Here is a 23,395-nt window from a genome sequence, read left to right on the forward strand (position 1 = left end):
GGCGGGAACCCGTCCGATTCGATCTGCACGGACCAGTGGTTCCTGTGGATGATGGTGTGGTGCTTCTTGCAGAGCAGCACCAGGTTCGACAGGGCGGTCGGGCCGCCCTTGGACCAATGCCAAATATGGTGGGCGTCGGTCCAGGCGGCGGGGCGTCCGCAGCCGGGGAAGGCGCAGCCGCAGTCCCGCGCCACCAACGCTTTCCGCAGTTTCGGGGAGATGACGCGGGTGGTGCGGCCGACGTCGAGGGGGTTGCCGCCCCGGTCGACGAAGATCGGGGTGACCTGGGCGTCGCAGGAGATGCGGGCGGCGACGGCCGCGGAGATCGGTCCGGCCCAGGGCATGGTGGCGTGGCGGCGTCGGCGGTAGTGCCGCGGTGGCCTGACATCCGCGCAGCCGCCGCGGCGTTCGCCGCCAACTGGGCCGGTTGCGTTGTCGGAGTGGTAGTCCCAGTCGTTCCCGGACCAGGCCCCGGTCGCGGATGTCGGCGCCGTCGCGGCGACCGCGTCTCTCAAGGCGCCGACGTCGATGGTGACGGTGACGTGGGGCCGTTCCCCACCTTCCATCGGTCCGCGTGCGTTGTCGAGGTGTCCGCGGATGATGTGTTCGAGGGCGTCGGCGCGGCGCTTGGCGGCGGTGCGGGGGTCGCGGATCGGGTGCCCGTCGTCGTCGGTGCTCGGGTGCGGCTTGCACAAACCTGACAACGCGGTTTGGAGGGCTTCGCCGGTCTCGGCGTCGAAGCTGCCTGTCACGTGCACCCGCCCGCCGAGGGTGGCGCTGGCGAAGAACTCGTTGAGTTCCGGGTTCTCGCCGTCGGGTGGCACGGTCCCGTCGAGTTGCAGGAGCAACTCCAACGCGCGGGCTCGCCGTCGCAGGACGGTGACGTTCTCGAGGCGGGCGGTGATGAGGAGGTAGGCCTGGCAGTCGTCGGGTCGTGCGCTTTCGGGGTCGGGGCGCTCCCAGTCGGTCTCTATGGACGCGACCGGCTGGTCGACGGTGAGTCTTTCGAGTCTGGCGAGGAAGTTGACGATCACCTGCACGTGCCCGAGTTCGATCCGGCCGGCGTCCAGTGCGGCGGCCATATGCGGGTGCAGGGGCAGTTCGCGGCCGAGCCGGACGATCCTGCCCGCGTGGCCGGCGGTCATGTGGGTGGCGTCGGCGAGCCAGGAGGCGGTGTCCGCGGCACCGAGGTGGTTCGCGAGGCACCGCTGGTCGGCCTCGTGGACCAACCGGACGCGGAGGGCTTCGAGTTCGAGGATCTTTTCCGACAGTTCCGGGACCGCCGACGCGAGCTCGGTTTCGTCGAGTCGCCATGCCTCGACCCCGGCGGGGTCGGTGAGCATGGCGTCGAGTTTCATACATTGAATTCTACTCGCACGCACATTCGATAACAACGATGTTTCGCCTGGTGAAAGGCCTTCGGCCTGTGAGTGCTCTTTCTTGCTCTGGCAACCAAAAGTGCGCACGAGACGGGTGTGCACCTACGGCGCGACCCTCGTGGAAGTCTCTGTCGAGGATGTCCGGCCGTGCTTCCAGCGCCACTTCGGAGACCTCCGAGGCCGCCTGCGGCCATGGCGGACGCCCGGCGCTGGGCAGGGCCAGGGTCGGGGCGCCGGAGGTGCCTCAGCCCAACGCCTCCAGCGCCTCGTCGATCGGGGTGTCCCCGTTGTTGAACCCGATGAACCTGCCCGCGGTGCCCGGCCGCAACAACGCCGCGGCGGCCACCCGCGCGACGTCCTCGCGGGTCACGCTTCGCGCGTCGAGGTCCGGACCCGTCTCGATCCGGCCGGTAGCCGGGTCGAGGGTCAGAGCGCTGGGTCCGAGGATGGTCCAGGACAGGTCGGTGCCGCGCAGGTACTCGTCGGCGGCCGCCTTGGCCTCCGCGTAGGCGAAGAACGAGTTGTCCGACGGGACACCGTGATCCACCCGCGCACCGAGGTACGAGATCATGACGTACCGGTCGACGCCAGCCCGGGCGGCGGCGTCCATCGAGCGGATCGCGGCGTCCCGGTCGACGGCAAGGGTGCGGTCCGGGTTGCCACCGCCCGCCCCGGCCGACCACACGACCGCGTCATGGCCCCGGAGGACCTCGGCGATCGCCTCCGTGTCGAGGTGCTCCACGTCGGCAACGACGGCCCCTGCGCCGATGGCCTCGACATCGGCGACCTGCGCCGGATCTCGGATGGCCGCGGTCACCTGGTCGCCCCGGCCGGTGAGGATCCGTGCCAGGTGCAGGGCGATCTTGCCGTGTCCGCCGATGATCACGATCCGTGCCATGCCGCGTCCTTGTCGTCGCTGCCGGCGGTCCGGCAGGTGTCCGGGGGTGGGCCTCCAGTGCAGCACAGTGGCGGCCGCCGCGCCCGGCTCGGCGAGGATCCGCGCCCCGGCCAGGCTCAGCTCAGCTCAGCGCGCTCCCCGCGACCCACTGGTCCCACGGCACGCCCCAGTCGCCGTTCTGCCACACGTCGAGCGGCTCACCGCCGGTGTTGCGGATCTCCACTACGTCGCCGGGCTGGGAGAAGTTGTAGAACCACTGCGCGTTCGCCGGGTTGAGGTTCAGGCAGCCGTGTGAGGTGTTGGTGTTGCCCTGCGCCCAGACGCTGCTCTCCAGCTCGTGCAGGTAGATGCCGTCGTTGCTGATCCGGGTGGCCCAGTTGATGGTTTCCTTGTAGCCGAGCCGCGAGTTGATCGGCAGGCCGTAGGTGGAGGAGTCCATGATCACCGGGTTGGCCTTGTCCAGCACGGTGTAGGTGCCGGGCTGCGTCCAGAAGTGGAGCGTGGTGTTGCCGATGGTCTCGGTGCCGCCCCGGCCCATCGAGGTCGGCATCTCGCGGACCACCTGGCCGTTCTCGTACACCGTGACGATCTTGGTGTTGTCGTCCGCGATCGAGACGTGCGAGTCGCCGATCCGGAACGAGACCTTGTCGTCCTCCTGGCCGTAGAGGCCGTTGCCTAGCTGCGCACCGTAGATGTCTGCGTTCACCGTGACCTGGGTGCCCGGCGCGAAGTACTGCTGCGGCCGCCAGTGCACGTTCTGGTCGTCGAGCCAGTACCAGGAACCTTTTACCGGGGGAGTGGTGGTGACGGTCAGCGACTTCTCGGCCGTGACGCGGTCGCCGATCGGTTCGTCGAAGTGCACCACCGTGACCATGCCGACGCCGTAGGTGCCGCCGTCGCGGATCTCGGCGCCGCCGGTGGTGCGCAGGTACGCCTTGGTCTGGTTGCCGGGGTCGAGTGTGGTGACGGTGCTGTTCTTCGAGGTGGGGACGCCGTTCGCGTCCGCGGCCGCCACGTCGAGGGTGTAGGTCTTGCCGTAGCCGAGCGGCTCGCTCGGCTTCCACGACGTGCCGTCCGGTGTGGTGATGCCGGGAATGACCTTGCCGTCGGGATTGGTCAGCGTCACCGAGGTGAGAGTGCCCTGGGCGACGTCGACGCGGACCGGGCTGAGCGGGCTGACCGGGTCGCCGTCATCGGCGGGGGTGATCGAGACGACGGCGGCGCTGACGGTGGCGGTCGGCGAGGCGTTGGCGTCGCCGTTGTCGTCGGCGGAGATGGTGCACCCGGCGGCGAGGGTCGTCGCCAGGGCGATGCACGCCGCGCCGATCGATCGCCGCAGTGACTGCGTGAGCAAGATTCCTCCTGAGCTGCTCGGGCGGTCAGGGCGGCCGCCCGGTGCGTACGGTGCCTGGCACCGATGCGTACAACGATATCGGCGCCCGTCCCCTCGCGCGTTTCCTGAGGCGAGGGTGAGAGTGGAGACACAGAAGCCGAACTGCCCCGAGGCTCCGCCCGAGAGTGGTCAGGCGGGGCCCGCCGCCGAGACGAGGGTGCCGACGCCGAGCGCCGCCAGGATCCCGGCGCTGGCGGACTCGAGTCGGGCCGACACCCGAGGCCGTCGCAGCAGGGTGACCAGCCGCGAGGCCGCAACCGCGAAGCCGCCCATCACCAGTAGCGCGACGACGGCCTCGACCGCGCCGAGGGTCATGGCCGCGCCGAAGGTCACGTGCCCGAGGAACTGGGGGACCACCGCCAGGTAGAACAGGCCGACCTTCGGGTTCAGGGCGCAGGACAGCACTCCGGCGCCGAACGCCGAACCCGTGGACACGGCCACCGGCTCCGCCGGCCCGCCGCCCACGGCCCGACGGCGGAGCAGCGCCCGCACCCCGAGGTAGACCAGGTACAGCCCGCCCGCGATCTTCAGCGCCCGGTACGCGGTCGCGGACTGCTCGAGCAGCGCCGCGAGTCCGAGAGCGACCACGGCCGCCCACACCAGGGAGCCGACGGCGACGCCCGCCGCCGCGGCGAGGCCCGGGCGGGTGCCGCCGACGCTGTAACGCAGCACCAGGAACGAGTCCGGCCCGGGCATGATCGACAGGAGCAGGCAGACGCCCGCGAAGCTGAGCAGGGTGGCGGCGGTCATGGCGAGAAGGAAAGCGCATCCGCAGACCCGTACTCAAACGGGTTTCTCCGCAGCGGGCGCCCTGGTTTCGGAGCGCCTACGAAAAACCTTGCTGTGCAGATGTTTTCGGTTCCGTCGAAGTTGGCCGCCGGCGGGTGGGGTGGGCGAGGTCACGAGGGTGGGGTTGACAGGACGGCGGACGGGCTGCAATTCTCTGGTCAGGTCATGAGTGCCAGCAGATAGCCCCGGCTTGCTGGCCGGCAACCCTCCGCCGCGGTGGGGTGCCCCGGGTGACGACCTGGCTGTAGTCCAATACCGGACACGGCAAGCGCGGACTCGATGCACACCCCGCGACATCTAGGTACGGCCGACTCGTTCGGTCCGGCCGGTACGTCGCCTTCGCTGCACGCGAGTCCCTGAACCAGAGGGAAGCTTCAATGACTGCCGTACTCGACCCCACCTGTGCCGACACCGCCGACACCGCTGCCGCTACCTGTGCAGCCACCGCCACGCGGATCGACGCCCCGTTCGCCGAGGTCTCCGGCGCCGGACTGTCCGTCCCGCTCGCCGACGGCAGCACCTGCACGTACGCCAACTTCGACTATGCCGCCAGCGCGCCCGCCCTCGCGCAGGTCACCGCCCGGGTCCAGGACCTGCTGCCGTACTACGCCAGCGTGCACCGCGGCGCCGGCTACGCCTCGCAGGTCTGCACCGCCAGCTACGAGGGCGCCCGTGACGTGGTCGCCGAGTTCGTCGGTGCGCGATCCGACGACGTGGTGGTCTTCACCCGCAACACCACCGACTCGTTGAACCTGCTGGCCGGCTGCGTGCCCGGCGACACCGTGGTCCTCGACATCGAGCATCACGCAAACCTCTTGCCCTGGAAGCGAAACGGCGCCCGCGTCGTGGAAGCTGCGGACACCGTCGAGGAGACGATCCGCCGGATCGTCGCCGAGCTGTGCGCCAAGCCGGCCGCGCTGCTCGCGATCACCGGGGCGTCCAACGTGACCGGTGAGGTGCTGCCGATCGCCCGCCTGGCGCAGGTCGCCCACGAGTGCGGGGCCCGGATCCTTGTCGACGGGGCCCAGCTGCTGCCGCACCGCCGCGTGGACCTGGTCGCGCTCGGGGTCGACTACCTCGCCTTCTCCGGCCACAAGCTGTACGCGCCCTTCGGTGCCGGTGTGCTGGTCGGGCGGGCGGACTGGCTCGACGCCGCGGAGCCGTACCTGGCCGGCGGCGGCGCCACCCGCGACGTCTCCTCCGACAGTGTCGAGTGGGCGGCCGCGCCGCAGCGTCACGAGGCGGGTACCCCCAACGTGCTCGGGGTTGCCGCGCTGGCGGCGGCCTGCGAGGCGCTCGCGGGCCTCGACGCGGAGCAGGCCCAGGCCCACGAGCGGGCGCTGTGTGAGCGACTGGTCGACGGTCTGAGTGCCGTCGAGGGCGTGGAGCTGCTTCGAATCTGGTCCGACGCACCGGATTCCGTCGGAATCGTCACCTTCACCGTCGACGGCTGCGAGCCGCGCGAGGTCGCGTCATACCTGGCGGACCTGCACGGAATCGGCGTCCGGGACGGCCGGTTCTGCGCGCACCCGCTGCTGGCCCGACTGGGCCGCCGCGAGGGCGCGGTGCGGGCCAGCCTGGGCCTGGGCAGCCACTCCGCGGACGTGGACCGACTGGTGGCGGCGGTGCGTGAGTTCGTTGCCGCCCGCCGCGACGGCGTGACCGGGTAGCATCGCGTCATGGCATCCGTGACGACAGTGACGACCAGGGCGCGTGACGCCCGGTGGCGCCGTCGGCACGTGGATCTGTGCCGTACCGCGTCGGGCATGTGTCGGAGCTGAGTTCCCCACTCGCTCTGCTCATCCCACGCACACCCTAGGACTGCCATGTCTGTTCTTTCGTCTGCCCGTACCCGCCGCCTGCACGTCGCGGTGGAGTTGTCCGGCGCCGGTCACCACCCGGCTGCCGCGGTCCACACCGAGTTCCGGGTCCCGTTGGGGCTCACCGACTTCTGGGTCGACCTCACCGAATCGGCGGCGCCCGAACCGCCTCTGGACCTGCTCTCCGAGCCGGCCAACGTGGCGCGGGTGCGGGCCCACGACCTACGCGAGGCGCAGCAGCGCCGCGAGCGCATCCGAACCGAGGCGGCCGGCGAGGGCCGGGACTCGGACGCGGTGACCGTCCTGCTGGACGTGGAAGTACTGCTCGCCGATGATCATCGCAGTGCGCGAAGGGAACTGGCTCAACTGGACGCGGGCGCGCCGCGGGTGCCCGACAGCATCTCCTACGTGGGCACCGCGGCCGGTCTCGCCGGACTGATCGCGGACCTTGCCGCCGCCGGCGTGGCGGACGGTGTCACCCTGCTGCCGCTGGTGCTGCCCAGGGTGCTCGACCGGGTGGTGGACGACGTGCTGCCGATCCTGCACGACCGCGGGTTGGCCCGACCGTCGCCCCTCCTGGGCGAGGTGCTCGCGCCCTTCGGGTTCACCTCGGGGACAAGGGCACTCGCGTCCTGACCCGACGCTCGACGCGACTCACTCGTCGAGCGGCGTGGGCCGGTGGTAACGGCCGTCGTGGTAGAGCAGCGGCGACGCGGCGGCCTCTGCGTCGTCCTCGTCGTGCACCCGGGTGACCAGGCCGATCACCAGGGTGTGGTCGCCGGCGGGGATCAGCTGGTGGACGGTGGTGCGCAACCAGATCGGGGTCCCGTGCAGCACCGGTTCGCCGGACTCGAGGCGGTTCCACAGCGACACGTCGCGGAACCGCTCCTCCGCGCTGCGGGAGAACCGCTGCGCGAGGTGCCGCTGGTGCTCGCCGAGCAGGTGGATGACCAGCGAGCCCGCCCCGCGCAGGGCGTCGATGCTCGACGAGGTGTCCGCGATGTTGAACGACACCAGCGGCGGGTCGAGAGACAGCGACGCGAACGACGTCGCGGTGAACCCCACCGGACCCGAGCCGGCGTCGAGGGTGACGATGACGACGCCGGCGGGGTGCCGCCGCATCGCGGCCCGGTACTGCTCGCCGGTGATGCCGTCGGTCACCGGCTCACTCCATGTCGATCGTGAGCGCCGCGGTGATCCGGGTGAGCTCGCGGAACGTCGTCCGGAACACTGTGTCCGGGGTGCCGGCCGCCACCCACACCTCCGCGTAGCGGTCCAGCGCGGTGTCGACGTAGGTGGGCAGGTTGGTCGGGTGCCCGACCGGTGCGACGCCGCCGAGTGGCTGGCCCGTGAGCTGGCGCACCGCGCTGGCGGGTGCCCGGGTCAGCGTCCCCTCGAGCAGCTTGCCGGTGCGCTCGACGTCCACCTGGTGGTCGCCGGCGACGATCAGCAGCACCGGCTCGTCGTCGAGAAGGAACACCAGTGACTTCGCTATCGCGCCCACCGGCACGCCGAGCGCCGCCGCCGCGTCCTGCGCGGTGCGCGTGGGCTCGTCCTGGGTGACGATCACGCCGTGGTGGCCGCGCGCGATGAGGGTCTTCGCCACGTGGGCCGCATTCGGGTGCAGGTACCTGGCCATGATTCAGGGTAGGGCGAAAACGGACCCGCCACATCCCTTGTCGGCGCAGCGGCGTGTCAGCGCCTTCCGCGGGTGCGCCAGACGGTCATGCCGACCAGCGCGGCGGTGCCGGCCACCGCGTAGATCGCGAGGGTGAGGGCGGGCTGGCCCACCCCGGTGCCCGCGAAGTAGACGATGCTGCGCACGCCCTCGGTGCCTGCCCCCGGGGTGATCCAGCGCCCGATCGCCGCGTAGAAGCTGGGCAGCACGTTGGACCCGAAGGCGCCGCCGGCGCTGGGGTTGCCGAGCACCACGAAGATCAGGATCGCCAGTGGCACCGCGAGGATGCCGACGACCGCGCGCAGGCCCATGGTGAACATGCCGGTGGCGAACACGACGCCGGTCCCGAGCAGGGCCAGCGGCAGCAGGTGCCCGCTGAAGGTGCCCAGTACGTTCGTGGTGACGAAGGCGCCGAGGAACCCCGAGACCAACGCGTACCCGGCCATCACGGCGGTGTGGACCCAGGCCTCGCGCCGCGTCCGGGGAGCGCCGATGAGCAGCCCGATCGCGGCCGCCAGCAGGTAGCCGCCGACCACCCAGCCGATGGACAGGTAGAAGCCCGAGAGCCCGCGGTTGTCGTGCAAGCCGACCGGCACCTCGTCCCGGACCACGAAGGCGCGGTGCTCGGCGGCGTCGACCTTGGTGAAGACGCTCTCGAGCGCGGTGGCGGCGGAGCTGCCCGCGCCGCTGGCCGTGATCAGCGTGTCGGTGCCGGTGGGGCTGACCACGTAGGCGCCCATGATCTCGCGGTCGTCGATGAGATTGCGGACCTCGTAGGTGTTCGCGGCGACGCGGGCCTCGACGGGACGCGAGTCGATCGCGTTGAGCCGGTCGGCGACCTGCTGGTCCATGCCCTCGGGGAGCCCGGCCTCGGCGACCACGGCGATCGGGATGTCGTGCGGTGTCGGCTGGTGAAAGGCCGCGACGTAGCTGGTGATGAAGCCGATCTGCAGCAGCAGGACCCCGACGACCAGCGCGACCATGATCTGCCGGGTGCTGTAGCGGTCGGTCGGACTGGTCGACCGGTGCCGCTCGGCGCCCGTGTCCGCGTCGCCGGTGCCCGCGGGGCTGGTGGCGGCGTGGCTGATGGGCAGGGTCCCGGTGGGCGGGGTCCCGGTGTCGGTGCTCGTCATGCGGTGCTTCCTCGCTGTCACGTGCTGCTTGCCGATACTCTCGGTATTGAATACCGTAAGTATCGTGAACGAGGTGAGTCAAGAGAGGGCTGCGTCACCGTCGGGTCCGGCGACGCGTCCGGGCCGAGACGTGGTGCGTCGACGGCTGCTCGACGCGGCGGCGGACGAGTTCGCCGAGCGCGGATTCGTGGCCGCCCGGCTCGCGGAGATCGCGCACCGGGCCGGCTTCACCAAGGGCGCGGTGTACTCCAACTTCGAGTCCAAGCAGGATCTCTTCGCGGAGCTGTTCGCCGAGCGCTCCCTCGAACTCGCGGGCCGGGTGCTGGCCGAGATCGCCGGGCTCAGCGCCACCGATGCCGCGGGCCGGGGCGGCGAGACGATCAGTTCGTGGCTGGTCGGCGATCCCGGTTGGGCCCTGCTGGTGCTCGAGTTCGGGGTCCAGGCGGGCCGTGAGCCCCAGCTCGCCGAGGCCTACCTGCACGAACGCCGCCGGCTGCGGGGTCAGATCGAGGAACTGATCGCCGAGCGTGCGGCCGAGTGGGGGGTGGCCGAGCGGGTCGATGCCCGCAACACCGCGATCACGCTGATGGCGCTGATCTCCGGGCTGATGCTCGAGCACGCCGTGGATCCGGAGCAGGTGGATCGCGCTGCGGTGCAGGCCGCGGTCTCCGGGCTGTTCGCCAACGCCCTGCGGCGAGGCTGACGCGCCGGGTCAGTACCCGTACCCGCCCTCCGGTCCCAGCATCCGTTCGATCCGGATCCGGTTGATCTTCGCCAGTTCGCCGGCCATGGTCTTGCGTTCGGCCTCGGGGGAGTTGGACAGCCGCACGGTGAGGTCGTCGAGCAGGGCCGTGGCGTCGCGGCCCGCGGCGCACCACAGGTAGGGGTAGCCGAAGCGGCTCTCGTAGCGGCCGCTCGCGGCCACCACCGCGGCCATTGTCGCCTCGTCGGGCGCCCACACCGCGCACTGCTCGAGGCTCGACGCGGTGGTGTGGACGCGCCGGGCCACCCCGGGGTGGCAGTCCAGGGCGTGGTCGAGGTCGGCGTCGGACAGCGCGAACAACTCCGAGTCGGCCCGGGTGAGCAGGTCGGCATACGAGCGGTAGGGTCGGCCGTCGGCCAGGTGCCCGGACCAGGCGAGCGAGCAGCAGCACTCGAACAAGGCGTGCACCGCGCGCCCTCGCGGCAGCGCGTTGAAGCGGTCGAGGCCGATTCCCTGATGCATCAACATGTGCACCTTCACCGCCTTGATCCGGAGGGTCGTTCGCGAGGCTCGCCACCTGTGCCCCGTGCCGACTCGCCGGGAGGCGTGGTGCTCGCGAAACCCATGCTTGTGTACGGGGAAGCCGTTGGAAAGGTTCCGGACCCGATTTTTCGCAGCCTTAACATGCGAGATCCGGGTTGTTACTCTCGAGTAATGACCGAACAGACCTGGAACGCCTTCACCGTCGAACGCAAGGATCACGTCGCGCAGGTGACGCTGATCGGCCCGGGCAAGGGCAATGCGCAGGGTCCCGACTTCTGGCGCGAGCTGCCGTTGATCTTCGCCGAGCTGGACGCCGATCCCGAGGTGCGGGCGGTGGTCCTCGCCGGAGCGGGCAAGCACTTCTCCTTCGGCCTCGACCTCGCGGCAATGGCACCGATGATGGCCCCGGTGCTCGGCGACAAGGCGCAGGCGGCCCCGCGCACCGCCTTCCACGAGGACATCAAGAACATGCAGCGCTCGATCAACGCCGTGGCGGACTGCCGCAAGCCGGTCGTCGCGGCCATCCAGGGCTGGTGCATCGGTGGCGCCCTCGATCTCGTGACTGCCGCCGACATCCGCTACGCGAGCGCGGATGCGAAGTTCAGCATTCGCGAGGTCAAGGTCGCGATCGTCGCCGACATGGGCACCCTCGCCCGGCTGCCCGCGATCATCGGCGACGGCCACCTGCGTGAGCTGGCGCTGACCGGCAAGGACATCGACGCGGCGCGGGCCGAGAAGATCGGCCTCGTCAACGACGTGTACGCGGACGCGGGTGCGGTCCTCGCCGCCGCGCACGCGACCGCCGCCGAGATCGCCGCGAACCCGCCGCTGGTGGTGCACGGCATCAAGGACGTCCTGGACCACGGCCGCTCGGCCGCCGTCGACGACAGCCTGCGGTACGTCGCGGTGTGGAATGCGGCCTTCCTCGCGTCCGAGGACATCGGCGAGGCGATGGCCGCGGTGTTCCAGAAGCGCACCCCGGAGTTCAAGGGTCGGTGATTTCGGTTCGGTGACCTGAGGTCCCGCGTGAACCGAAGGGCCGGTGCGGCTCTCACCTCTGCCGGTGGTCGTCGCGGCCACCGGCAGAGCGCTGTTCAAGGCCGGGTAATCGGATTCCCGACACTTGCACGGCCGCCGCGGCCGGGAACATACTTGCAACTTCCCGCTACTTGAATGCCGCAAGCAAGAAGGTCCGATGACGCCGGAAGAACTCGATCCCCTCGCTGACGAGATCGGCAACTACCTGGTCCGGCTCTCGCGCGTACGGGACCGCACGATCGCCCATGCCAAGGCCTCCGTCGGGATCGACCCGGCGGCCTATGCCTGCCTGTTCCGGCTGCTCAGCGACGGACCCATGCGCTCCGGTGCGCTGGCGGACGTGATGTACACCGACCCGTCGACGGTGAGCAGGCAGGTGGCCCAGTTGGTGGGCCGAGGGCTCGTGGAACGTCAGCCCGACCCGACGGACGGGCGCGCGAGCGTCCTCGCGGTCACCGACGCCGGGCGCGCTGCCGCCGGCCGGATCCGCGCGGACCGCAACGAGCGTCTCGGCCGACTGCTCGAGGACTGGCCCGTCGACGACCTGCGTGACTTCGCCCGGCTGATGGACCGGTTCGTCTCGGACTACGAACGTATGAGGCCGGTGTTCGTGGCCGGCCTGGCGAAGCCGACGGAACAACTCGGCGGGGCCACGGGCGTACGGAGCGGCCGATGACCACCCGCGACACCTCGTCCGAGGTCGCCGACATCGCGCCCGGATCCGAGACGACCGGAGTCTTCACCCACCGCCAGATCCTGACGATCCTCAGCGGCCTGATGCTCGGCATGTTCCTCGCCGCGCTGGACCAGACCATCGTCTCCACCTCGATCCGCACCATCGCCGACGACCTCGACGGCTACGCGCTGCAGGCCTGGGTCACCACGGCGTACCTGATCACCGCGACCCTGGCGACCCCGCTGTACGGCAAGTTGTCCGACATGTACGGCCGCAAACCGTTCTTCATGGCCGCGATCATCATCTTCGTGCTGGGTTCGCTGCTGTGCACGCTGGCCCAGTCGATGTACATGCTCGCCGCCTTCCGCGCCTTCCAGGGTCTCGGTGCCGGCGGCCTGATGTCCCTGGCGCTGGCCATTCTCGGGGACATCGTCGGCCCCCGTGAGCGTGCCAAGTACCAGGGCTACTTCCTCGCCGTGTTCGGTACCTCGAGCGTGCTCGGTCCGGTGCTCGGCGGCCTGCTCAGCGGTCAGGACACCATCCTCGGAATCGACGGCTGGCGTTGGGTTTTCCTGGTGAACGTGCCCATCGGCATCGTCGCGTTCGCGGTGGTGTTCAAGGTGCTGAACCTGCCCAAGGTCCGCCGGCCCGACGTGCGGATCGACTTCTGGGGCGCGCTGGTTCTGGCGGTCGGCATCGTCCCGCTGCTGGTGGTTGCCGAGCAGGGGCGTGAATGGGGTTGGAGCAGCACCCGTTCGGTTTCCTGCTACGTGATCGGCGGGGTCGGGGTGATCGCCTTCGTGTTCGTCGAGAAGCGGATGCGCGACGCGGCGCTGATCCCGCTGCGCATGTTCCGGAACTCGACTTTTGCGATGGGCGTGGTCATCTCGGTGGTGGTGGGCGCGGCCATGTTCGGCGGCATCTCGCTGATCCCGCAGTACCTGCAGGTGGTCCGCGGCGCCAGCCCCACGATGGCGGGAATCCAGATGCTGCCGATGGTGGTCGGCATGATGTCGGCCTCCATCATGTCCGGGCAGCTGATCGCGAAGACCGGGCGATACCGGGTCTTCCCGGTGGTCGGAGCGGTGCTGCTCACGCTCGGCGTCTTCCTCATGCACTACGTCGAGGCGGACACCTCGCTGGCCATCGTCATGTGCTTCATGTTCATCACCGGATTCGGCCTCGGCAATCTGATGCAGCCGCTGACGCTCGCGATCCAGAACGCGCTGCCCCCACAGGACATGGGTGTCTCCACCGCCGCGGCGACGTTCTTCCGGCAGATCGGCGGCACCCTCGGCGTCGCGGTCTTCCTGTCCATCCTGTTCGCGCAGCTGACGCCGAACATCTCCGACCAGTTGCGCACGGCGGCCCAGGACCCCGCCTACCAGCAGGCCGTGGTCGCGGGCCTGCACAGCTCCAACCCGGCCGACGTCGCGCTGGCGACGGGGCTGGTCAACCACGACGTGTCGGCGGCGGGCGCGGTGCTCAGGGACAGCTCGATCGTCCAGCAGCTCAGCCCGGAGCTGGCGGAGCCGTTCAAGGTCGGCTTCGCGGACTCGATGTCGACGGTGTTCCTGGCTGTCACCGCGATCGCGCTGCTGGGCCTGGTGCTGGTGCTGTTCTGGAAGGAGGTGCCGCTGCGGGTCGGCGGCGGCCTCGCGGCGTCGGCGGCGGCGCAGCGGGAGCAGGAGGCGTCGGCGGACTAGGGTGTGCCTTTTCGTCGGGCAGGGCATGATTGTCGGATGCAGGTGACAATTCACTCGGAGTTGGTGGGTCCGCTGTCGTTGGACACTGATTCCGGATTTGCCGACGCGGTCACCATTCGAACTCCGAACGGTGCTGTGCCTGTGTGGCTGGGCATCTTCGAGGGCGTTTCTCAGAACGGCAAGCTTCTGGGTGAGACGGGTGGCCTCATCGACGCGTTCCCCGAGTTGGTGGGCAAGGCGAGGAAGCTCCTTGTGGAAGATCTCGGCACCGGGACGCAGGTCGCCCAGTTCGTGGAGTTTCATTCGGACGAGCTCGACCTTCCGGAAGTCCGAAAAGTGCACGAGGAGTATCGAAATCAGCGCGCCACGGCGGAAGCGCTGGTGGCTCTCTTGGACCCGAAGGCATTTGTCTTGTCGGTGGGTGAAGGTGGTGGCCTGGAGAGCTGGATCGATTTCACGCTGTCGCCGGATGTTTCCGACCAGCTCCTGGTCGTTCGCTTCGATTCGGACCGACACGCGACGAGGATCTCGTGGGAAAGCTGAGGGATCGAACTCGCGTCAACGCACAACCAGGTCGGGAGACACGCCCTCAGACGCGCCGCATCACCGAGACCACCTTGCCCAGCACCACGGCCTCGTCGCCGTCGATGACGTCGTAGGCGGGGTTGCGCGGCTCGAGGTAGACATGCCCGCTCCGGCGTCGGAACACCTTCACCGTGGCCTCGCCGTCGATCATCGCGGCGACGATCTCGCCCGAATGTGCCTCGTGCTGCTGGCGTACCACCACGATGTCCCCGTCGCAGATCGAGGCGTCGACCATCGAATCGCCGCGCACGCGCAGTCCGAACACGGTGCCGGACCCGACCAGCTCGCGCGGCAGGGTCATCACGTCCCCGGCGTGCTCCTCGGCGAGGATGGGGCTGCCGGCGGCGATGTCGCCGACCACGGGCACGGCCACCGAGTTCCCGCCCGACTGCCGTGGCTCGGAGGCCCGCAGGAACGGGCGCACGTCGACCGGCCGTGACATCCCCTCGCCCCGCCGCAGAAAGCCCTTCTCCTCCAGGCTCTTCAGGTGTCTCGACACCGACGACGACGACCGTAGGCCAACCACGTCCCCGATCTGCCGGGTGTTCGGCGGATACCCGTGCGCGACCACCCAGTCCAGGATCGTGGCGAGAATCTGCTGCTGGCGGGGCGGCAGTGTCGAGGTGTCGAGGTGGTCGAGGTCGTCGTATCCGGTCACTCGGCGAATGGTAGTGGTGGCCAGCGACAGTCGGCATGCCCCCTCCGCGCCGGGGTCGGGCGACAGGGCGGAATGCACTGCGGCCCAGTCACGTCCGGGTTCGGTGCCCCTCGGCGTGAAAACAAGTGTGGGGTTCCGCCCGGCTGCCGGACGAAACCCCACACGTTGACTTCAGACGAAGCGGCTCAGTGGCCGCCGTTGTCCTTCAGACGCTTGAACGAGGCCTCGATCTCGGCCTCCGCCTCGGCGCGCCCGACCCAGTCGGCGCCGGTGACGTGCTTGTTGGGCTCGAGGTCCTTGTAGTGGACGAAGAAGTGCTTGATCGCGTCCAGCTCGAACTGCGAGATGTCGCTCAGGTCCTGGATGTGGTCCCAGCGGGTGTCGCCGGCCGGCACGCACAGCACCTTGTCGTCTCCGCCGGCCTCGTCGACCATCTTGAACATGGCGACCGGGCGGGCCTCGACGATGACGCCGGGGAAGACCGACTCGGGGAGCAGGACCATCGCGTCGAGCGGGTCGCCGTCCTCACCGAGGGTGTTCTCGATGAAGCCGTAGTCGGCGGGGTATCCCATCGCGGTGTAGAGGTAGCGGTCCAGCTTCACACGGCCGGTCTCGTGGTCGACCTCGTACTTGTTGCGCTGACCCTTGGGGATCTCGATGGTGACGTCGAACTCCACGCCGCTTCCTCGCTTTGTCTCGGTGGATGATGCCGGGTCAGGGTAACCGGTCGACGATACTGTGGAACAACGGAACGACCAGTGGAGTGCCGCGGGGGCGGACCACGACGAAATCGGAGGGGTGTTGGCGAAGGCAGGCGCGAAGGACCGCAAGATGGGGTCCCTGGCCGCGCAACGGCGCAAACGGGTTCGGATTCTGCTGATCGCGGTGCTGGTCGCGGCGCTCGGCGCCACGGGCACAGTGCTCGCCGTCACCCGCCCCGACCTCGGTCTTTCGGCGGACGCGACGACCACCGCGACCAACCCGGCGCCGCCGCCGGTGCTGCCGACGCCACAGGTCGCCCCGGTGCCCGACGACGCACCGATGCCGACGCCGGCCGGGCTGGCCGCCGCGCTGGCCCCCGGTCTGGCCAACCCGGATCTCGGGACGTTCACCGGGGTGGTCTCCGACGCCGCGACAGGGGCGGTGCTCTGGAGCCAGGGCCCCGACGCCCCCATGGTCCCGGCGTCGACCACCAAGGTGCTCACCGCGACCGCGGCGCTGCTCGCGCTCGGCCCCGAGCACCGCGTCGCCACCCGGGTGGTGCGCGGCGAGACGCCGGGCCAGATCGTGCTGGTCGGCGGCGGTGACCCGACGATGACCGCCCAACCGGCCGGCCAGCCCGGCTTCTACCCGGGTGCCGCCCGCCTCGACGACCTGGCCGCCCAGGTCCGCAACTCCGGCGTGGTGGTGGACAGCGTCGTCGTCGACAACGGCGCCTACGCGGGCCCGGCGCTGGCGCAGGGCTGGTTCCCCGCCGACGTCGGCGCCGGCTACATCGCGCCGATGGAGCCGGTGATGCTGGACGGCGGACGCCTGCGCCCGCTCGAGGACGAGTCCCCGCGCAGCGCCACCCCCGCCCTCGACACCGGTCGGCTGCTGGCCGCCGCGCTGGGCGCCGACCCGGCCGCCGTCACCGTCGGTACCGCACCGTCCGGCGCCGCCCCGCTCGCGTCGGTGGAATCGGCGCCGCTGCGGGACCGGCTCGGACAGATGATGGGGCACTCGGACAACGTGCTCGCCGAGGCCGTCGGCCGCGAGATCGCGATGAAGGCGGGCATGGAGCCGTCGTTCGGCGGAGCGGTCGCCGCCATCTCCCAGACCCTCGTCGCCGGCGGATTCGACGTCGGCGGGCTGACCCTGCACGACGCGAGCGGGCTGTCCGTCGACGATCGGATCCCGGCCCGGTTGCTGGACCGCGCGCTGACTGCGGCGGCAGGCGACTCCGCCCCGAAGCTGCGGCCGCTGCTGGACTACCTGCCCGTCGCCGGTGCCACTGGCACCCTCTCGGACCGGTACGCCTCCGGCGACCGCAACGGCGCCGGCTGGGTGCGCGCCAAGACCGGCACGCTGTCGGCCGCGAGCGCGCTCGCCGGGTACGTCACCGACGTCGGCAACCGGGTGCTCACCTTCTCGCTGATGTCCAACGACCGTCCGCCGCAGGTCAGCCGCCCGGCCCTCGACGCGCTCGCCTCGACGCTGCGCTCTTGTGGGTGTCAGTGACGTTGCTGCCGATGACCCAGGACGGTTCGGATGCGCCCGGTGGGCTCGCCGGGGCGGTCGACTGGGATGTCGCAGCATGGGCCGGGGTTCGGCTGTCCCGACCAGGCCCACGCACCAGCCGGTACTCCGCGGAGGCCGTCGTCGCGGAACTGTCGGAGGCGTCGGTGCGCGCCGAGGGACCGGTCCGGGAGGTCACCGGGCTCGCCGACGGGCTGCCCGTGCCGCAGGCCCGGGTGGTGGACCGCGCCGGCTGGATCCGGGCCGCCGCCGACTCGATGGCCAATCTCACGGGTGACGCCGACCGGCCGACCACCGGCGGGGGACTGCTCGCCGGCCGGCCGGCCGGGCTGCAGGCGGGAGCAATGCTGGCGTTCCTGTCCTCGGCGATCCTCGGCCAGTACGACCCGTTCACCGGCGAGCACGGCACACTGCTGCTGGTGGCGCCGAACGTGGTGTCCGTCGAGCGCACGCTGCGGGTGGTGCCGAGCGACTTCCGGCTGTGGGTGTGCCTGCACGAGGTCACCCACCGGGTGCAGTTCTCGTCCGCGCCGTGGATCGCGGACTACATGCGCGAGAGCGTCGCGACCCTGGGGGCCGCGGGCGACGAACCGATCGCCGACCTGATCGGCCGGCTCGTCGAGGAACTGCGCAGGCGTCGCGGCGGCGTCGAGCAGGCGCCCGAGGAACGCGGCCTGCTCGGGCTGCTGCGCGCGACCCAGTCGGAGTCGCAGCGCGTGGCATTGGACCGGCTGCTGATTCTCGGCACCCTGCTCGAGGGGCACGCCGACCACGTGATGGACGCGGTCGGGCCGGCGGTGGTCCCAACGGTGGCGCAGATCCGGGACGCCTTCGACAAGCGCCGGGCGCGGCAGAGCAACCCGCTGCAGCGGCTGGTCCGGGCGCTGCTCGGGATGGACGCGAAGATGGCGCAGTACGTGCGCGGCAAGGCCTTCGTCGACGCCGTCGTCGGCCGGGTCGGGATGAGCGAGTTCAACGCCGTCTGGACCGGGCCCGACACGCTGCCCCGGGTCGACGAGATCGACGACCACGAGAAGTGGATCGCCCGGGTGCTGGGATGAGCCGGGCGGAGCCCGCGGAACCGGGTGGCCGCCTGCCCGAAGGCCCGGCGCTGCTCGAGGTGCGGCACGCGGTCCGCCGCTGGCGGGACGAGTACGGCGGCGACGCCGGCGTCGCGGTCGGGCTCTCCGGCGGTGGCGACTCGCTGGCGCTGACCGCGGCCGCCGTCGCGGAGGCGGGGCCGGTGCATGCGCTCGTCGTCGACCACCGGCTGCAGGACGGCTCCGGCGAGGTGGCCGCGCGGGCAGCCGAGCGCGCTCTGGCGTTGGGCTGCGCGTCGGCCCGGGTGCTGGCGGTGCGGGTGCAGGGCGCGGGCGGCCTGGAGGCGGCCGCGCGGCGGGCGCGCTACGAGGCACTCGACGACGCGCGTGGCGCCCGCCCCGTACTGCTCGGGCACACCCTCGACGACCAGGCGGAGACGGTGCTGCTCGGTCTCTCCCGCGGGTCCGGTCCGCGCTCGCTGGCCGGTATGCGCGCCGACGACCCGCCGTGGGGGCGGCCGCTGCTGCGGGTGCGTCGCGCCGTGACCGCCCGCGCCTGCGTCGAGCTGGGTCTGCAGCCCTATCAGGACCCCCACAATTCGAGCCCCGAGTTCACCCGGGTCCGGCTGCGCTCCGAGGCGCTGCCGCTGCTCGAGCAGATTCTCGGCGGCGGTGTCGCGCCCGCCCTGGCACGCACCGCCGACCAGCTACGCGAGGACGGTGAAGTGCTCGACGGGCTCGCGGCGGAACTGCTGGCGTCGGCCGAACGGGTCGACGACGGGACCAGGGTGCTCGACGTCGAAGCCCTCGCCGATGCGCATCCCGCGGTGCGACGCCGGGCGCTGCGGGCCTGGCTGCTCGGGCAGGGTGCGCGGGCCCTGACGGACCGGCAGCTGCGGACGGCCGACGACCTGGTCGGGCACTGGCGCGGGCAGGGCGGGGTGGCAGTCGGCGGCGGTCGACCGGGCGCGAGGTTGGTGCTCTCGCGGCGACGTGGCAGGCTGTCGGTCGGGCTCGTCAGCGACCAACAAATCAGCGACCAACAAAGGGGTTAGCGCCGTGTACGAAGGCGACATCGCATCGGTCTTGATTTCCGAGGAAGAGATCCGCGAGAAGACGGCCGAGCTGGCCGCGATCATCGCGGAGCGCTACCCGGTCGACGCGCCGGAGGGTGACCTGCTCTTGGTGGGCGTGCTCAAGGGCGCCGTCTTCTTCATGACCGACCTGGCCCGGGCCCTGCCGATCCCCACCCAGATGGAGTTCATGGCGGTGAGCTCCTACGGCTCGTCAACCTCCTCCTCGGGCGTGGTGCGGATCCTCAAGGACCTCGACAAGGACATCGCCGGCCGGAACGTGCTGATCGTCGAGGACATCATCGACTCCGGACTGACGCTGTCCTGGCTGATGCGCAACCTGTCGACCCGCAACCCGGCCTCGCTCGAGGTGGTCACGCTGCTGCGCAAGCCCGACGCGGTCAAGGCCGACGTCCCGGTCGCCAACGTGGGCTTCGACATCCCCAACGAGTTCGTCGTCGGCTACGGCCTCGACTACGCCGAGCGCTACCGCGACCTGCCCTACATCGGCACCCTCGAGCCCACCGTCTACGGCGGCTGAGGACCCACCCGCGATGACGGGCCCGGACTTCACCGCCGCGTCCATCGCCGCCCGCGTGCGGGCCGGTGAGCTCACCCCGCTCGACGCCGTCGACGACGCGCTGGGCCGGATCGCCGCCCGCGACCCGCGGTTCCGGGCCTTCGTCACCGTGCGCGCCGAGCAGGCCCGTGCCGAGGCGGCCGCGCTGGCCGGCCGCGCCGATCTCGCGTCGCTGCCGCTGGCGGGCGTACCGATCGCCGTCAAGGACAACGTCGCGGTCACCGGTCACCCGGAGGGCGACGGCTCCGCGGCCACCTCGAGGGTTCCCAAGACCGAGGATCACGTCGTGGTGGCGCGGCTGCGGGCCGCGGGCGCGGTGGTCGTCGGCATCACCGCCGTCCCCGAACTGTGCGTGTGGGGCGCCACCGACACCCCCGACGCGATCACCCGGAACCCGTGGAACCCGGAGCGGACGCCTGGCGGCTCGTCCGGCGGGTCGGCCGCGGCCGTTGCCGCGGGCATGGTGCCGGTTGCGCACGGCAACGACGGCATGGGCTCGATCCGTATCCCGGCCGCGGACTGCGGGCTGTTCGGAATCAAGCCCGGACGCGGGCTGGTGCCCGCCGAGCTGGGCGTGAACTCCTGGTTCGGCATGTCGGAGAACGGCCCACTGACGACCACGGTCGAGGACGCGGCGCTGTTGCTCTCGGTGATGGCCGGGCGGCCCGAACTCGCGGAGATCGCCGACCCCGGCGCCCTGAGGATCGGGGTGTCGGTGGCCTCGCCGCTGCGGGTGATGCGGGTGGACCCGCACTGGCGGGCCGCGGCCGAGGGCGCCGCCGCGGTGCTCGGCGGGGCCGGTCACCACGTTGCGACCGCGCGGTTGCCGTATCCGGTGAACCCGCTGCCGCTGTTTGCGCGCTGGACCGCGGGCACCGCGGCGGACGCGAAGTCGCTGGACCCCGCGCTGTTGCAGCCGCGGACCCGACGGCACGCGGCGCTCGGCCGGGTGTTGGCGGGCCGGGTCACCGCGGGCCCGGTGGATCGACTGGTGTCGGCGCTCGAGAGTTACTTCACCGAGCACGACGTGGTGATCACCCCGACCCTCGCGGCCGCGCCGATCCCGGCGTTGCGGTGGAGCGAGAAGTCCTGGCTGTCGAACGTGGTGGCCAACATCCGGTACGCGCCGTTCCCGTCGTTGTGGAACCTGGTCGGCTGGCCCGCGGCCAGTGTCCCGGTAGGCATCCACCCGGAGTCGGGCACGCCGCTCGGGGTGCAGATCGCCGCGCCGCCCGGGGGCGAGGCACGGATCCTGGCCGTCGCCGCGCAGTTCGAGCAACTGCGGCCCTGGACGCGGGTCGCGTCGGTGTGACTGCCGGCGGGTCGCGTCGGTGTGACTGGACGCGGTGACTACGCGGGTCGGTCCGCGGAATCGTGCGAGACCACCCGCTCGAGCGCGCGCAGGTCCTGTTCGAGCATCCGGAACAGCCAGTAGGCGGCCAGGAACGCGAAGATCGCGCCGACGCACAGGAACCGGACCGCGTCGATCACCTGGGGAATCTGCTCGGGCGAGAGGAAGGTCACCCCGGCGACCGCGACCAGCGGCACCGAGGCTGCGACCGCCAGGTAGCGGGTGCTGCGCCGGTCCAGGCCGCGGAGCTTGCGTGCGTCGTCGCTGCTGGTGATGCCCAACGGCAGCAGCACCGGGTAGAGACATCGGACCGCGTAGAACGTCACGAAGAAGAACGGGTAGGCAACCGCGATCGCCCCGCACACCGCCAGCGAGGCGATGAAGTGCACATACACGTGGGACGGGATGCCGCCCGCCCCGAGCTGCAGCGCGATCGGGTAGGCGAGGCCCGCGACGGACCACAGCCCGAACACCACCAGCACCACCCGGTCCCCGAGCAGCAGCGTGTCGGTACGTGCCCGGGCGAGGGTCCGCGCGTCGTAGGTCCGGCCCCGGCGCAGACCCCGGGGCACCGTGAGGGGGTAGCGGCACATGTACAGCAGCAGGATCGCCCCGAGCGGAAACGTGATCGCGTTGATGACGGTCTGGATCTGCTCGAAGCTCTGCTGCACGTCAGGGGAGAGCGTGTTGATGATCAGCGACTTGTTGTGGTGGTAGTTGTACAGCCCCGCCGCCGCATTGGGCACCGCGATGGCCAGCACCAGGATCGGGATTGCCCAGCGCCGCATCCGGATCCGTCCGCTGCCCGGCGGTGGGTCGACGAGGTCGCGGGCATGCGCGTCCAGGCAGAGTTCGAGCTGCTGGGCGAGTTCGGCGCCGGTCGGCCATCGGCGGGCGGGGTCCGGCTCCAGGCAGGTGAGCAGCACCCGGCGCAGGGTCGCAGGACAGTCCGGGGGCAGCTGGTCGAGCGCGGTGAGTGCTACGCCGCGCGTGCGCGTCGCGAGCATCCGGTCCAGGTCGGTGTCGGTGGCCGCGTCGTCCGTGAACGGGCGACGGCCGGTGAGCAGCTCCCACAGCATGACGCCGAGCGCGTACAGGTCGCTGCGAGTGTCGAGGTCGGCCGCCGTGGTCGCGGACGACGGCTGGCAGGCACGCAACTGCTCGGGCGACATGTAGGCGAGCGAGCCGCCGAAGTAGGCCACCGGGCTCGCCCCGGAAACCTGCTCGCTGAAGCTGATGTTGAAGTCCGCGAGCTTGGGCGCGCCCTCGGCAGTGAGTAGGACGTTGGCGGGCTTGATGTCGCGGTGCAGCACACCGTGTCGCCCGGCGTAGTCGAGCGCGTCGGCCAGCCGCCTGCCCAGCCACGCGACGGTCTCCGGCCAGGACAGCCGGGAGATCTCGTCCCGGACGCTCGAGTCGGTGGGTCGGAGCCCGCCTTTCGCGTCGAGCACGGCGTCGATCTCGTCGAGCAGCAGCTGCCCGCTGCGGGCGGCTGCCGGGGTGTCACGGACCCGGCGGAGCACGCCGAGCAGGGTGCCGCCGGGTATGTACTGCATGTACAGCAGCTTCAGCTCGAGGTCCTGCGCCACCCGTTGGTCGAAGACCCGGACGATGTAGTCGTGGTCGAGCTGGGCGAGGGTCTGCGGCTCGGTGCCGTGGTCGCGGGAGATCTTCACCGCGACCATCCGCTGCATGGAGCGTTGGCGGGCCAGGAACACCCGGGCGAACGCGCCGCGGCCCAGCGCCATCAGCAGGTCGAAGTCGTCGACGTGCTGGCCGGAGTCCAGGTCGTCGAGGGTGGGGGGGCCGGCGTCCGGACGGGTGGCGGCCAGCGACGTCCGGGTGCGGCCGCCGGGCGCGGTGGCTTCGAGTGCGGTGGTCTCGGCCGCCGTGCTTTCGAGGGCCGTGCTTTCGAGGGCAGTGGCTTCGAATGCGGTGGTCGGCGGTCCGGGAGGTTCCAGTGCCGTCCGCTCGGGCGCATCGCGCTCTGGCGACGGGTTCGCCGCGACCGTCGCCTCGGGCGGTGGTCGGGTCGGACGGTCCGTCATGGCCCCGCCCGCCGATCCTGACGCCCGCTCCGTGGACATCGTCCGAAGTGCACGGAGCTAAGCGTA

At 71.0% G+C, this 23,395-nt stretch carries 23 protein-coding genes, 1 pseudogene and 1 riboswitch; of the genes and pseudogenes, 13 read left to right on the top strand and 11 right to left on the bottom strand.

From position 1 onward, the window contains the following. Window positions 1-56 precede the first annotated feature (56 nt). From RT2_RS14415 to RT2_RS14430, 4 genes and pseudogenes are all read right to left on the bottom strand, one after another. Window positions 57-1,358: pseudogene (locus RT2_RS14415) on the bottom strand (HNH endonuclease signature motif containing protein); the annotation flags it as partial. A 265-nt stretch (window positions 1,359-1,623) separates the two neighbouring features. Beyond that, window positions 1,624-2,277 carry an NAD(P)H-binding protein gene (locus tag RT2_RS14420; protein ID WP_072845477.1) on the bottom strand — a complete coding sequence of 218 codons (654 nt, stop codon included), beginning with the start codon at window positions 2,275-2,277 and terminating at the stop codon, window positions 1,624-1,626. Window positions 2,278-2,398: 121 nt separating this feature from the next. Beyond that, on the bottom strand, window positions 2,399-3,631 hold the full coding sequence (locus RT2_RS14425; RefSeq protein ID WP_072845478.1) for a L,D-transpeptidase: 1,233 nt from the start codon (window positions 3,629-3,631) through the stop codon (window positions 2,399-2,401). Window positions 3,632-3,799: 168 nt separating this feature from the next. Next, entirely contained in the window at window positions 3,800-4,420 is a 621-nt protein-coding gene (locus RT2_RS14430; RefSeq protein ID WP_072845479.1) for a LysE family translocator, read from the bottom strand. 200 nt (window positions 4,421-4,620) lie between these two features. Next, a riboswitch (SAM riboswitch) is annotated at window positions 4,621-4,736 on the top strand. A 100-nt stretch (window positions 4,737-4,836) separates the two neighbouring features. Between RT2_RS14430 and RT2_RS14435 the strand changes: the two genes are divergently transcribed. The 3 genes from RT2_RS14435 to RT2_RS14440 are packed head-to-tail and all read left to right on the top strand — an operon-like array spanning window position 4,837 to window position 6,915. Beyond that, window positions 4,837-6,129, top strand: coding sequence for an aminotransferase class V-fold PLP-dependent enzyme (locus tag RT2_RS14435; RefSeq protein ID WP_083577384.1), 1,293 nt, complete (start codon window positions 4,837-4,839; stop codon window positions 6,127-6,129). Window positions 6,130-6,138: 9 nt separating this feature from the next. After that, window positions 6,139-6,240, top strand: a complete 102-nt coding sequence (locus RT2_RS26845) for a putative leader peptide (RefSeq protein ID WP_371851169.1) — start codon at window positions 6,139-6,141, stop codon at window positions 6,238-6,240. Between the two features lie 45 nt (window positions 6,241-6,285). Then, entirely contained in the window at window positions 6,286-6,915 is a 630-nt protein-coding gene (locus tag RT2_RS14440) for a hypothetical protein (RefSeq protein WP_072845480.1), read from the top strand. Between the two features lie 18 nt (window positions 6,916-6,933). Here RT2_RS14440 and RT2_RS14445 read toward each other — a convergent pair whose 3' ends face one another. Genes RT2_RS14445 through RT2_RS14455 form a run of 3 tightly spaced genes read right to left on the bottom strand, consistent with a single transcriptional unit; the run spans window position 6,934 to window position 8,940 of the window. Next, complete coding sequence (locus RT2_RS14445; protein ID WP_083577391.1) at window positions 6,934-7,401, bottom strand: flavin reductase family protein; 468 nt, start codon at window positions 7,399-7,401, stop codon at window positions 6,934-6,936. A gap of 43 nt (window positions 7,402-7,444) precedes the next feature. Then, window positions 7,445-7,918 (bottom strand): YbaK/EbsC family protein, encoded by a 474-nt coding sequence (locus tag RT2_RS14450; RefSeq protein ID WP_072845482.1) that lies wholly within the window; start codon window positions 7,916-7,918, stop codon window positions 7,445-7,447. A 56-nt stretch (window positions 7,919-7,974) separates the two neighbouring features. Further along, window positions 7,975-8,940 carry an ABC transporter permease gene (locus RT2_RS14455; RefSeq protein ID WP_072845550.1) on the bottom strand — a complete coding sequence of 322 codons (966 nt, stop codon included), beginning with the start codon at window positions 8,938-8,940 and terminating at the stop codon, window positions 7,975-7,977. Window positions 8,941-9,223: 283 nt separating this feature from the next. Between RT2_RS14455 and RT2_RS14460 the strand changes: the two genes are divergently transcribed. After that, window positions 9,224-9,793 (top strand): TetR/AcrR family transcriptional regulator, encoded by a 570-nt coding sequence (locus tag RT2_RS14460; protein ID WP_072845552.1) that lies wholly within the window; start codon window positions 9,224-9,226, stop codon window positions 9,791-9,793. 9 nt (window positions 9,794-9,802) lie between these two features. Here the strand turns inward: RT2_RS14460 and RT2_RS14465 are convergent, their stop codons facing one another. Then, window positions 9,803-10,315 (bottom strand): 2-oxo-4-hydroxy-4-carboxy-5-ureidoimidazoline decarboxylase, encoded by a 513-nt coding sequence (locus RT2_RS14465; RefSeq protein ID WP_245709110.1) that lies wholly within the window; start codon window positions 10,313-10,315, stop codon window positions 9,803-9,805. Window positions 10,316-10,507: 192 nt separating this feature from the next. Between RT2_RS14465 and RT2_RS14470 the strand changes: the two genes are divergently transcribed. The 4 genes from RT2_RS14470 (at window position 10,508) to RT2_RS14485 (ending at window position 14,299) form a co-directional block, all read left to right on the top strand. Further along, entirely contained in the window at window positions 10,508-11,335 is an 828-nt protein-coding gene (locus RT2_RS14470) for a crotonase/enoyl-CoA hydratase family protein (protein WP_072845483.1), read from the top strand. A 196-nt stretch (window positions 11,336-11,531) separates the two neighbouring features. After that, the gene (locus tag RT2_RS14475; protein ID WP_072845484.1) at window positions 11,532-12,050 is read left to right on the top strand and encodes a MarR family winged helix-turn-helix transcriptional regulator; all 519 of its coding nucleotides are present in this window, start codon (window positions 11,532-11,534) and stop codon (window positions 12,048-12,050) included. Further along, window positions 12,047-13,756, top strand: a complete 1,710-nt coding sequence (locus RT2_RS14480; RefSeq protein WP_072845485.1) for an MDR family MFS transporter — start codon at window positions 12,047-12,049, stop codon at window positions 13,754-13,756. The genes RT2_RS14475 and RT2_RS14480 overlap by 4 nt, the downstream gene beginning before the upstream one ends. Before the next feature lie 36 nt (window positions 13,757-13,792). Further along, window positions 13,793-14,299 carry a DUF2004 domain-containing protein gene (locus RT2_RS14485; protein WP_083577385.1) on the top strand — a complete coding sequence of 169 codons (507 nt, stop codon included), beginning with the start codon at window positions 13,793-13,795 and terminating at the stop codon, window positions 14,297-14,299. Window positions 14,300-14,345: 46 nt separating this feature from the next. Here the strand turns inward: RT2_RS14485 and lexA are convergent, their stop codons facing one another. Beyond that, window positions 14,346-14,999, bottom strand: coding sequence for a transcriptional repressor LexA (gene lexA, locus RT2_RS14490; RefSeq protein WP_072845487.1), 654 nt, complete (start codon window positions 14,997-14,999; stop codon window positions 14,346-14,348). Window positions 15,000-15,184: 185 nt separating this feature from the next. Next, the gene (locus RT2_RS14495; protein ID WP_072845488.1) at window positions 15,185-15,676 is read right to left on the bottom strand and encodes an inorganic diphosphatase; all 492 of its coding nucleotides are present in this window, start codon (window positions 15,674-15,676) and stop codon (window positions 15,185-15,187) included. A 154-nt stretch (window positions 15,677-15,830) separates the two neighbouring features. On the opposite strand from RT2_RS14495, the gene dacB reads away from it, so the two are divergent. The 5 genes from dacB to RT2_RS14520 are packed head-to-tail and all read left to right on the top strand — an operon-like array spanning window position 15,831 to window position 21,242. Then, window positions 15,831-17,219, top strand: coding sequence for a D-alanyl-D-alanine carboxypeptidase/D-alanyl-D-alanine endopeptidase (gene dacB / locus RT2_RS14500; RefSeq protein WP_072845553.1), 1,389 nt, complete (start codon window positions 15,831-15,833; stop codon window positions 17,217-17,219). Between the two features lie 11 nt (window positions 17,220-17,230). Next, complete coding sequence (locus tag RT2_RS14505; protein WP_072845554.1) at window positions 17,231-18,298, top strand: Rv3626c family coenzyme F420 biosynthesis-associated protein; 1,068 nt, start codon at window positions 17,231-17,233, stop codon at window positions 18,296-18,298. Then, window positions 18,295-19,332, top strand: coding sequence for a tRNA lysidine(34) synthetase TilS (tilS, locus tag RT2_RS14510; RefSeq protein ID WP_072845489.1), 1,038 nt, complete (start codon window positions 18,295-18,297; stop codon window positions 19,330-19,332). Before RT2_RS14505 ends, tilS begins: the two co-directional genes overlap by 4 nt. 4 nt (window positions 19,333-19,336) lie before the next feature. Continuing rightward, window positions 19,337-19,891, top strand: a complete 555-nt coding sequence (gene hpt / locus RT2_RS14515) for a hypoxanthine phosphoribosyltransferase (RefSeq protein WP_072845490.1) — start codon at window positions 19,337-19,339, stop codon at window positions 19,889-19,891. A gap of 13 nt (window positions 19,892-19,904) precedes the next feature. Further along, complete coding sequence (locus RT2_RS14520; RefSeq protein WP_072845491.1) at window positions 19,905-21,242, top strand: amidase; 1,338 nt, start codon at window positions 19,905-19,907, stop codon at window positions 21,240-21,242. A gap of 38 nt (window positions 21,243-21,280) precedes the next feature. Here the strand turns inward: RT2_RS14520 and RT2_RS14525 are convergent, their stop codons facing one another. After that, a complete protein-coding gene (locus RT2_RS14525; protein WP_083577386.1) occupies window positions 21,281-23,329 on the bottom strand; it encodes a serine/threonine-protein kinase in 2,049 nt (682 codons plus the stop codon). Between the last annotated feature and the right edge of the window lie 66 nt (window positions 23,330-23,395).

The sequence above is a fragment of the Rhodococcus tukisamuensis NBRC 100609 genome (assembly GCF_001894985.1).
Classification (GTDB): Bacteria; Actinomycetota; Actinomycetes; order Mycobacteriales; family Mycobacteriaceae; genus Rhodococcus_G; species Rhodococcus_G tukisamuensis.

Coding starts and splice junctions, on each gene's coding strand:
- RT2_RS14420 (WP_072845477.1), bottom strand. CDS start 2,277: ATGGCACGGATCGTGATCATCGGCGGACACGGCAAGATCGCCCTGCAC.
- RT2_RS14430 (WP_072845479.1), bottom strand. CDS start 4,420: ATGACCGCCGCCACCCTGCTCAGCTTCGCGGGCGTCTGCCTGCTCCTG.
- RT2_RS14435 (WP_083577384.1), top strand. CDS start 4,837: ATGACTGCCGTACTCGACCCCACCTGTGCCGACACCGCCGACACCGCT.
- RT2_RS26845 (WP_371851169.1), top strand. CDS start 6,139: ATGGCATCCGTGACGACAGTGACGACCAGGGCGCGTGACGCCCGGTGG.
- RT2_RS14440 (WP_072845480.1), top strand. CDS start 6,286: ATGTCTGTTCTTTCGTCTGCCCGTACCCGCCGCCTGCACGTCGCGGTG.
- RT2_RS14445 (WP_083577391.1), bottom strand. CDS start 7,401: ATGCGGCGGCACCCCGCCGGCGTCGTCATCGTCACCCTCGACGCCGGC.
- RT2_RS14450 (WP_072845482.1), bottom strand. CDS start 7,918: ATGGCCAGGTACCTGCACCCGAATGCGGCCCACGTGGCGAAGACCCTC.
- RT2_RS14455 (WP_072845550.1), bottom strand. CDS start 8,940: ATGGTCGCGCTGGTCGTCGGGGTCCTGCTGCTGCAGATCGGCTTCATC.
- RT2_RS14465 (WP_245709110.1), bottom strand. CDS start 10,315: ATGCATCAGGGAATCGGCCTCGACCGCTTCAACGCGCTGCCGCGAGGG.
- RT2_RS14470 (WP_072845483.1), top strand. CDS start 10,508: ATGACCGAACAGACCTGGAACGCCTTCACCGTCGAACGCAAGGATCAC.
- RT2_RS14475 (WP_072845484.1), top strand. CDS start 11,532: ATGACGCCGGAAGAACTCGATCCCCTCGCTGACGAGATCGGCAACTAC.
- RT2_RS14480 (WP_072845485.1), top strand. CDS start 12,047: ATGACCACCCGCGACACCTCGTCCGAGGTCGCCGACATCGCGCCCGGA.
- RT2_RS14485 (WP_083577385.1), top strand. CDS start 13,793: ATGCAGGTGACAATTCACTCGGAGTTGGTGGGTCCGCTGTCGTTGGAC.
- dacB (WP_072845553.1), top strand. CDS start 15,831: ATGGGGTCCCTGGCCGCGCAACGGCGCAAACGGGTTCGGATTCTGCTG.
- RT2_RS14505 (WP_072845554.1), top strand. CDS start 17,231: ATGACCCAGGACGGTTCGGATGCGCCCGGTGGGCTCGCCGGGGCGGTC.
- tilS (WP_072845489.1), top strand. CDS start 18,295: ATGAGCCGGGCGGAGCCCGCGGAACCGGGTGGCCGCCTGCCCGAAGGC.
- RT2_RS14520 (WP_072845491.1), top strand. CDS start 19,905: ATGACGGGCCCGGACTTCACCGCCGCGTCCATCGCCGCCCGCGTGCGG.
- RT2_RS14525 (WP_083577386.1), bottom strand. CDS start 23,329: ATGACGGACCGTCCGACCCGACCACCGCCCGAGGCGACGGTCGCGGCG.